Source organism: Bacteroidota bacterium, assembly GCA_030706565.1.
Lineage (GTDB): Bacteria > Bacteroidota > Bacteroidia > Bacteroidales > JAUZOH01 > JAUZOH01.
On the sequence record JAUZOH010000124.1, the window covers coordinates 1 to 9,631 of the forward strand.

Annotated in this window: 6 protein-coding genes; 1 reads left to right on the forward strand and 5 read right to left on the reverse strand. The window is 39.3% G+C overall.

Annotation, left to right across the window (positions count from 1 at the left end; all coding sequences use genetic code 11):
• Positions 1-72: 72 nt before the first annotated feature.
• Complete coding sequence (locus Q8907_08165) at positions 73-2,640, reverse strand: adenosylcobalamin-dependent ribonucleoside-diphosphate reductase (protein ID MDP4274237.1); 2,568 nt, start codon at positions 2,638-2,640, stop codon at positions 73-75.
• 349 nt (positions 2,641-2,989) lie between these two features.
• The gene (locus Q8907_08170) at positions 2,990-4,210 is read right to left on the reverse strand and encodes a glycosyltransferase N-terminal domain-containing protein (protein ID MDP4274238.1); all 1,221 of its coding nucleotides are present in this window, start codon (positions 4,208-4,210) and stop codon (positions 2,990-2,992) included.
• A gap of 365 nt (positions 4,211-4,575) precedes the next feature.
• Here Q8907_08170 and Q8907_08175 point away from each other — a divergent pair, with 365 nt between their 5' ends.
• On the forward strand, positions 4,576-8,025 hold the full coding sequence (locus Q8907_08175; GenBank protein ID MDP4274239.1) for a hypothetical protein: 3,450 nt from the start codon (positions 4,576-4,578) through the stop codon (positions 8,023-8,025).
• 31 nt (positions 8,026-8,056) lie between these two features.
• Here the strand turns inward: Q8907_08175 and Q8907_08180 are convergent, their stop codons facing one another.
• Genes Q8907_08180 through Q8907_08190 form a run of 3 tightly spaced genes read right to left on the reverse strand, consistent with a single transcriptional unit; the run spans position 8,057 to position 9,364 of the window.
• Positions 8,057-8,503 (reverse strand): preprotein translocase subunit SecB, encoded by a 447-nt coding sequence (locus tag Q8907_08180; protein MDP4274240.1) that lies wholly within the window; start codon positions 8,501-8,503, stop codon positions 8,057-8,059.
• A gap of 2 nt (positions 8,504-8,505) precedes the next feature.
• Positions 8,506-8,985: a helix-turn-helix transcriptional regulator gene (locus tag Q8907_08185; GenBank protein MDP4274241.1), complete on the reverse strand. Its 480-nt coding sequence runs from the start codon at positions 8,983-8,985 to the stop codon at positions 8,506-8,508.
• Positions 8,969-9,364, reverse strand: coding sequence for a hypothetical protein (locus Q8907_08190; GenBank protein MDP4274242.1), 396 nt, complete (start codon positions 9,362-9,364; stop codon positions 8,969-8,971). Before Q8907_08190 ends, Q8907_08185 begins: the two co-directional genes overlap by 17 nt.
• Positions 9,365-9,631: the final 267 nt, after the last annotated feature.

Here is a 9,631-nt window from a genome sequence, read left to right on the forward strand (position 1 = left end):
CAGGAAAACCGTAGGGATAAAAACGAAAAAAGGAGCCTTTCAGCTCCTTTAGAATATAATTAAAAATTAAAATCATCCGCATTTTGAACATCCGCAACTGGTACATATCAGGCAGCCTTCCTGGTATACCAGCGATTCGGAACCGCATACCGGGCATTTCTGTCCATGTTTGGGTTTTGTCCCGTTAGGGATATATCTGTGTAATGTGCGTTCAACCCCGTTTTTCCAGGTATTGATGGTATCGCTGTCCAATCTCAGGGACGAAACCAGATTCACCACATCAATAATAGGCATGCCATGACGCAGCACCCCGGAAATCAGTTTGGCATAATTCCAGAATTCCTTATTGAACATATGAGACAAGCCACCCAGGGTATTCCGGTAACCATATTTATCTATATACTGGAAATCATAGCGGGAGGTACCGTCTTCCGACTTATTTTTGATAATTTTTCCCTTCTCAATAGATTTCGGAATAGGGAACATGTCATCATCAGCAAGACCGGTAAAAATCTCGTAAGGACGGCCGTTGAGCAAGCCCACGAATGCTATCCAGTGTTCGCTGTTGTTGTTGAAACGGATAATATCACAATCCATTACTTTGGGGCGTTTAGGAGATTCTTTTTCCTGAGGGGCTTCATTATTGTTGCTGACAAGAACTCCGGCCCGGCTGCCTTCGCGGTAAACAGTAACTCCTTTACATCCGCTTCGCCATGCGGTGATGTACAGTTCGGCAACAAGATCCTCTGAAGCATCAGGAGGAAGATTGATGGTCACTGAAATTGAATGATCTACCCATTTCTGAATTTCGCCCTGCATCCTGACTTTGCTGATCCAGTCAATATCATTGGCTGAGGCCTGATGATAAGGGGATTTACTAACCAGTTCATCAATCTGGCTCTGATCATATTGTTTGACCTCTTCCGGATTATATCCGTTGATTTTCAACCAGGTTGTGAACTTATGATGAAATACAATATATTCTTCCCATTTATCGCCCACTTCGTCGGTAAAAGTAACATGAACGTTACTGTCGTTGGGATTCACCTTACGCCTTCTTTTGTATACAGGCATGAATACAGGTTCGATCCCTGAAGTAGTCTGAGTCATGAGGCTTGTAGTACCCGTTGGGGCAATAGTAAGCAGGGCAATATTTCTACGCCCGTATTTTACCATATCATTGTACAGGTCTTCATTTTCCCGTTTTATTCGTTGAATAAACGGATTATCTTTCTCGCGGTTTGCATCAAAAATCTCGAAAGCGCCCCTTTCTTTGGCCATTTCAACAGATGAGCGGTAGGCTTCAATAGCAAGTGTCTTTTGTACTTCAACGGCAAAGTCAATGGCATCTTCACTCCCGTAACGCAAGTTAAGGGCAGCCAGCATATCCCCTTCAGCAGTAATACCGACACCGGTTCTTCTTCCTTCAATGGCCTTATGACGGATATTCACCCATAAATTACGTTCCACCCTTTTTACTTCCGCATCCTCAGGATCAGCATCAATCTTTCCAATAATGGCATCAATTTTTTCCAGCTCCAGGTCAATAATATCATCCATGATCCGCTGCGCCTTTGAAGCATGTTTTTTAAACAGGTCAAAGTCAAATTTTGCATCCGGCGTAAAAGGGCTGGTCACATAGCTATAGAGGTTCAAAGCCAATAAACGGCAACTGTCATAGGGACAAAGAGGAATTTCACCGCAAGGGTTGGTAGAAACGGTACGGAAACCCAGATCCGCATAACAATCGGGTACAGATTCGCGGATAATGGTATCCCAGAAAAGTACGCCGGGTTCTGCCGACTTCCAGGCATTGTGAATAATCTTACCCCAAAGCAATTTGGCATCAATTTCTTTCCTGACGCTTGGATTATCAGAATTAATAGGGAATTGCTGAGGGAACAATTTATTGTTCAGCACACAATTCATAAATTCATCCGTAATTTTAACGGAGACATTAGCCCCTGTAACCTTGCCCTGTTCGAGTTTAGCGTTAATAAATTTTTCGGCATCAGGATGTTTAATAGAAATGCTGAGCATCAAAGCCCCTCTTCGTCCGTCCTGGGCAACTTCACGGGTAGAATTTGAAAAACGCTCCATAAAAGGCACTACTCCTGTTGAAGTAAGTGCACTATTAAGCACAGGGCTTCCGGCAGGACGGATGTGGGATAAATCGTGTCCTACTCCGCCTCTTCGTTTCATGAGCTGAACCTGTTCCTGGTCAATCTTCATAATTCCTCCATAAGAATCGGCAGGTTTTTCATTTCCGATAACGAAACAGTTTGATAGTGAAGCTATTTGAAAATTATTTCCTATACCCGACATAGGTCCGCCTTGGGGAACAATATACCTGAAATCTTTCAGGAGGAAATATATTTCATCCTCCGTCATCGGATTGGCATAATTTGTCTCAATACGTCTGATTTCTTTTGCCAGCCGATGATGCATATCATCAGGATTCAATTCATAGATATTTCCATGCGAATCTTTTAAAGCATATTTGCTGACCCATACTTTCGCAGCAAGTTCATCGCCATCGAAATATTTCAGGCTTGACTCATACGCCTCTTCAAAAGTGTATGTTTTCAAACCGCCTTTATTTGTTGATTTTTTCCCGGCAACCATATTGTCAGTTTCCATTTTAAAAAAATTAATATTTTGAAAAATTAAGTGTTTTAGCCTTACGATTTTGGAGATTTTTGTTTCTTCTGGCTAAGTTATGAATTCATTATATTTTCAGAGGGTATTCTCTTTCCTATTTATTAACATTTTTTGAACCTAAACAATTCCCAATTAATCTAGCACTTACCATTAATATACAGATTTACAATTTATTAAACAAACAATAACCTCATTTAGTTCAAAATAAGACAAGAAAAGACTGGAGATATCCATAGACTAAAAACCTTTAAGTCAGTAGAGTAATCTCTGAAACTAAAATTTATGACCAGTAATTTTCTTTTAAAATCTTAGTAGGAAATTCAATATTCTAGGATGTAACAAGATTGAGTATCTTATCTGTTGCCCCGCAACTGCCGGCGACAAAATCTTTGGCAATTCTTCCGGCTTGATTTAAAAGTTCCCTGTTGTTTACCAATTCATCCAGTTTATTTTTCAGCTGGCCGTAATCTTCGACCGGAAAAGCCCCGCCTTCCTTTATAAGATCCAGTGCTTCCTGAAATTTATGGTAGTTCGGCCCAAACAACACGGGCAATCCAAATGTAGCTGCTTCCAGAATATTGTGTATTCCTTTCCCGAAGCCGCCACCAATGTAACCAATGTTCCCATATTTATATAATGACGAAAGCATCCCAATGTTGTCAATAATCAGCAGGCCATTAGCAGCCACATTTTCCTCGCTGGCCTGTGAATAACGAATAGATTTCTTGCTGACTGAGGCAATCAGCTTTTTAATATTTTCTTCATGAAGTTCGTGCGGAGCAATAATGAATTTAATCTCCTCGGGAGCTTCATTAATATATTTAACCAGTATTTCCTCATCCTTAGCCCAGGAACTACCTGCAATGACGGTGAGTTTGCCCTCCTTGAATTTTTCAACCATAGGTAAATCCCTTGATTTCAGAGCGATAGCAGCCACCCTGTCGAAACGGGTATCACCGGCGATTGAAACATTAGTCATATTAATTGACCGGAGCAAATCCTGAGATTGTACGTTTTGAACAAAGATATGGGTAAAATACCCCAGGAATTTCCGGTACCAGCCGCCATACCCTTTAAAAAACAATTGATTGCTCCTGAAATTGGCAGAAGCCAGATAAACGCAGATGTGTTGTTGCTTCAATGTCTTCAGGTAGTTCAGCCAGAATTCATACTTTATAAAAATTGCCCATTCAGGCTGAATAAGAGATACAAACCTCCGGGCATTTCTTTTTGAATCTGCCGGTAAATAAAAAATATAATCAGCTCCATTATAATTTTTCCTGATTTCGTAACCCGAAGGAGAGAAAAATGTAAGTACAATTTTATATTCCGGATGCCTGGCACGGAATTCTTCCATCAGTGGGCGCCCCTGCTCAAATTCCCCCAGCGAGGAGCAATGAAACCAAACCCTTTTCTCACCTCCCTGAAGTTGTTGTTCCATGACTTTCCATAAACCTTTCCGGCCATTGACCCATTGCCTGGCTTTAACATTAAAAGGAGAAGCCAGTTTGATGAGCAGGCTATAAATATAAATACCAAGGTTGTACATGAATATACTATTTATCAATTGTTAATAAGAAACTTATAGCAAAAATTCCCTTTGATGGCAAAAAAAGAATATGTTTTTTTTCTATTTTTAACTTCCATCAAACCGAATGTTCTTAATTTTCAGCTTAAAGGGAAAATGAACCCGTTCTTTGGTGACGAGTTCAAAGGTAATTGTTTTAAAATATAACCTAAAATTAAATTTCTGAATATTTCGGGGATTCACAACAGCATGATGATTACAAGCATTTTAAATCAGGGATTTTTCATTTTTATCACTCTTCAGGTTGAAATTTGAACGGTTCTTTTTCGTTTTCTTTTTATGAATACTAACTTAGCAATCCATAGTCATTAAACTTGTATCCACGGTTGAAAAAGAAGTTGGTAATAATTCTTTTTGCTTTTTTACCGGTATATGTATGTGCCCAGGAATTCAGCAATCTGAAAGCCAGGAAACTCATTTTAACCGGCGACACCCTATTGGTAGACAGCCTGAGTATTGTTCCCGGTACGCTCCGTCTATTCAACCAGGCCGGCCAATTAATTCCGGATTCGGCTTATCAGACAGATTATGCAAAATCACAGATTATGCCGCATAAAAAACTGAAAGGGCAGACAGTAACCCTTATGTACAGGCACTTTCCTTATTCATTTACCAAACCTTATTTCCACAATGATTTCAGCAAACTAAAAAATCTGTCTGTAAACAGTCATGCCCCAATCAGGTTTGAAATGTTGGATGGGAAATCCTTTCCGCTGTTTGAAAACGATGGGCTGACTAAAAGCGGAAGCCTGTCCAGGGGGATTAGTTTTGGCAACAACCAGGATGTCATTGTCAATTCGGTCCTCAATCTGCAGATGTCCGGAAAAATCAGCAACAACCTGAACCTGGCCGCCGCCATTTCGGACAACAACATCCCCATTCAGCCGGATGGATATTCCCAGCAAATTCAGGATTTTGACAAGGTTTATATTTCGATTTACAATGATAACCTCAACCTCACGGCAGGTGATTTCGAGCTTGAAAGCCCGGCAGGATATTTCATGAACCTCTACAAAAAATCCCAGGGAATCAAATTTTCTGCAACTGTTAAGACCGGAAAAGAAAGTTTACTGAAAACAATTGTAAGCGGGGCTATTTCCAAAGGGAAATATAACCGGATGCTTTTCAACGGCCAGGAAAACAACCAGGGCCCATATCTTCTTACCGGAGTGGAGAGTGAAACCAACATCATTGTACTGTCTGGAACAGAAAAAGTTTACATTGACGGCAAACTGATGAAACGGGGGCAGGACAATGATTACACCATAGATTATAATTCCGCCCAGATCACCTTCACGGCCCATCAGCTCATCACCAAAGACAAAAGGATTGCGGTTGAGTTCGAATATTCGGACAAGAACTATGCCCGTTTCCTGATTTTCAACGCCAATGAGTTTCAAAATAAAGCAGGCCGCTTCTGGCTCAATCTATATTCGGAGCAGGACAGCAAAAACCAACCTTTGCAGCAAAATCTCACTCAGGCAGAGAAACAGATATTGCATGATGCCGGCGACAATTCATCCCTGGCAGTGGTTCCCGATGTTGACAGCATTGAATATAACAACAATGAAGTTTTGTACCGGCGCTGCGACAGCATAGTCGCCGGTATATTGTATCACAAGGTATTCGTATATTCAACAAACCGGGACAGTGCCCATTTCAGGCTGGGATTTTCATACGCAGGTTCAGGAAATGGGGATTATGTCCAGATTGCCAGTTCTGCCAACGGGAAGGTTTATAAATGGATTGCCCCGGTAAACGGCATCCGGCAGGGAGATTACTCCCCTGTCGTGCAGCTCATTGCCCCGCAAAAAAAGCAAATGTTGACCTTTGGAGGTGAAACAAGGCTTTCGCCTTTTACACGGGCAGGATTCGAGGCAGCACTGAGCAATAATGACGTCAATACTTTTTCAGAAAAAGACAAACAGAATGACCTGGGATTTGCCTACAAAATTTCACTTTTGCAGGATATCCTTACCAGGGATACAACCCAGACCCGGCTGAATACGGGAATTAAATTTCAACATATCAATAAAAATTTCACCCCGGTTGAACGGATCAAAACAGTGGAATATGAGAGGGACTGGAACTTAAGTACCTCTGAAACCCAGATTGAAGAAGACCTTTTGAATTGTTTCCTGAATTTCAAAAACCGGAATCAGCAAACGGCAAACTATTCATTTGACTTGCTCGGCCGGGGGAATAATTACCGGGGCACAAAGCACGTATTTTCCGGTTCGTGGCAGAAAAACGGATTTGAACTTACGGCAAACGGAAGCCTGCTGAATACAAAAGACAATATCAATAAAACCACCTTCCTCCGGCATACTGTTTCGTTGTCAAAACAATTGGGGCCTCTAAAAGCCGGGATAATTGAATCGACCGAAGACAATAGATGGAAAAGTACCCATGGAGACACGTTAACATCAAGCAGTGCTGCCTTCAGGGAATATGAATATTTTATAACCCGCGCTGATTCGGATGGAAACAAAATATTTGCCAGTTATAAAAACCGTAAAGATTTTCTTCCTGCTTCCGGCAATTTAAAACTGGCTTCTACCGGACACGACTTCAACCTGGGTTTTGAATTCCTTAAAAATCCGGGCAACACGTTGAAAACTTCTTTTACCTACAGAAAAATAATCTTGGCCGATGCGCTTCTCAGTAATGAAACATCGGAGAATACAGTACTGGGACGGATTGAAAACAGGTTACGTTTTTATAAAGGGCTGATGAATTCTTCAACTTTTTATGAAGTAGGATCGGGAGTACAATTGAAACAGGAATTTTCGTACGTTGAAGTTGCCCAGGGACAGGGCGTTTACACCTGGAATGATTATAACCACAACGGGGTAAAAGAGCTCAATGAATTTGAAGTAGCTACCTTCCAGGACCAGGCCAGTTACATACGGGTTTATGTCCCGACCAATCAATATATCCGAACCTTTTCACATATGCTTAATCAGACACTGTCCATCCAGCCTCAAAAAATCTGGTATAATAAAAAAGGATTAAGGAAATTCGCCACCCGTTTTTCCGACATGTTTGCCTACCGCATAGACCGGAAAAATTTGAGAAATAATTTATGGGAAAATATAAATCCATTCAGCAGCACTTCGGAAAATGAACTGGTCAATATGAATTATTCCCTTCGGAACACCTTATCATTCAACCAGAGCAACCCGGTTTACGGAATTGATTATATCCTGAACAACAATAGAAGCCAAATCCTGCTGTCCAATGGGATTGACAGCCGTAACAGTCTGACTCACGGGATAAATATCCGGCTTACCCCTTTTTCTGCATTGACCCTGTTAAATTCGTTTGATGCAGGTCATCAGGCCTATACTTCCGAATATTTCCCGGGTAAAAATTTCAGCATCCATTCCTGGAGCAATGAACTGTCCGCAAAGCTTTACCTTGGCACTTCCTTACAAACAGACCTCAGCGCAACGCTTTCAGGGAAAAGAAACATAGCCGGAGAGAAATCCCTTGAAAAAAACCTGGGATTGGAGTTGAAGATCAATATCCCCAAACAGGCCAATATTTCGGCAAAAGGCAACTATATCTATTATAATTTCAACAGTGATTCTTCAACTTCGCTGGCTTATGAAATGCTGCAGGGACTGCAACCTGGCAGCAATGCCACCTGGACCGTTTTACTTGAACGAAGCCTCATCAACGGGTTGGACATCAATTTTATTTATAACGGGCGTGCTTCAAAAGATTCGAAAGTTGTGCATACCGGGAGTGTGCAGGCAAGGATAAATTTCTAGGAAATTTATTTACATATTCTAACCCATAAGACTATTTTTTCTCATTTATTCTATTTTTATCCGCAAGCAACTGATTGACATCTATTACCGGTAAAGTATATTTACCAATTAGGCTATTAGCAGTGATGTTAGCAATAATATTTCTTAAACTGTTTATACAAATATTGATTCCTGAAAAATGTAACAAACTAGATTTTTCAGTTTCAGACAGACTTATATTTTTGTCAAAAGAAAATATGCAAACGCCTTCAATATATATTCTATAACCTGGCAAAGGCTTTTCTATATTATTTACACCAATCTTTGTAAATAATTGATAGTATTCCTGGTCTATTGGCCGTATTGCAAAATCAATTTCCACAACATATTGACCAGTAATTTTTTTAATATCAGTAATCTCAGCAGGTTGAAGAGACTGAAATTGATGATTTAAGAGAAAAAAATTGTTTAATATTAATGGTGATTCCTTAGCAATCATAATTATGCAGCTGTAACATTATTATTTTCATTACTTCCGATATCCGTTGAATCAAAATATTGATCCTTCAAATGATAATCAGGCTTTTTTAAATTATGCCAAACCCAGACAGCATTTTCTGCCGGCTCATGAAGAAAAGAATCTACTGTATATTTTTTAATATAGCTTTGATAATCATTTGACTGCGCTTTTATCTCAAACGTCAGATTGAATATTTTCTGAATTTTTGCCAGCAAATTAAAATTCAGCAACTTATCGCCATTAAAAAGTTGGGAAATAAAACTTGCAGAGACACCAAGTTTTTTCGCAAGATCTTTCTTTTTTAAAGGCTTACCTGAATCATTTATATTTTCAAGTTCACTCAGAAAACGAAACATAATCATTTTTGCCTCATGTTCAAGTTCCTCTTCTTCACTTTTAAAAGTAAAAAGATTTTCGAACTCACTGCTGATTTTATACTTATCCTTAAATTTCATATTCATACCCTCCAACTCTTTCAATTAATGCAATTTCTTTTGAAGAAAGCCTTGTCCCTTTTTTGTGTTCATATAAGATCGATGTAACTACAATAAAAACACCTTGCTGCGTATGTATTTCTTTACAATAGATTCTGTCATTTTCCTGCCCCTTAAAAAATTTCATTGCAGTAACATCTTTACATTTCTCGTTTATATCCTCCTTGTCATATAAGCTTGTATTTTTATATCCACCTAAGATAATTTCAACAATGTACCTGAATTTGCCTTGGTGTCTTTTATCCCTGTTAATATATTCAAGAATTTCATTTTTGTTAAGAGAATCTATATAAATAGCCCTTTTCCCATCAACAGATGAAATAATATGTTCACATTTTCTTTTCACAAAAATAAAATAAGGAATGATAAGTTGTTCAAAAAGTTGCAAAAATATTAAGCTATTGGTTAATAAACAATATATACAATTGATTCCCAGTCACCAAAAGTTATTTGAATATATGTTAAATTAATAATTTAAGTTTCGCAAGTAGTATAAAGGGGTTATAACAGATTTCTCTGTGGCACTCTGTGTTAAAACTCTGTGGTTCTCTGTGTAATAAATCGATACAATAACACAGAGGTACACAGAGAAGACACAGAGGAATATTTCTCA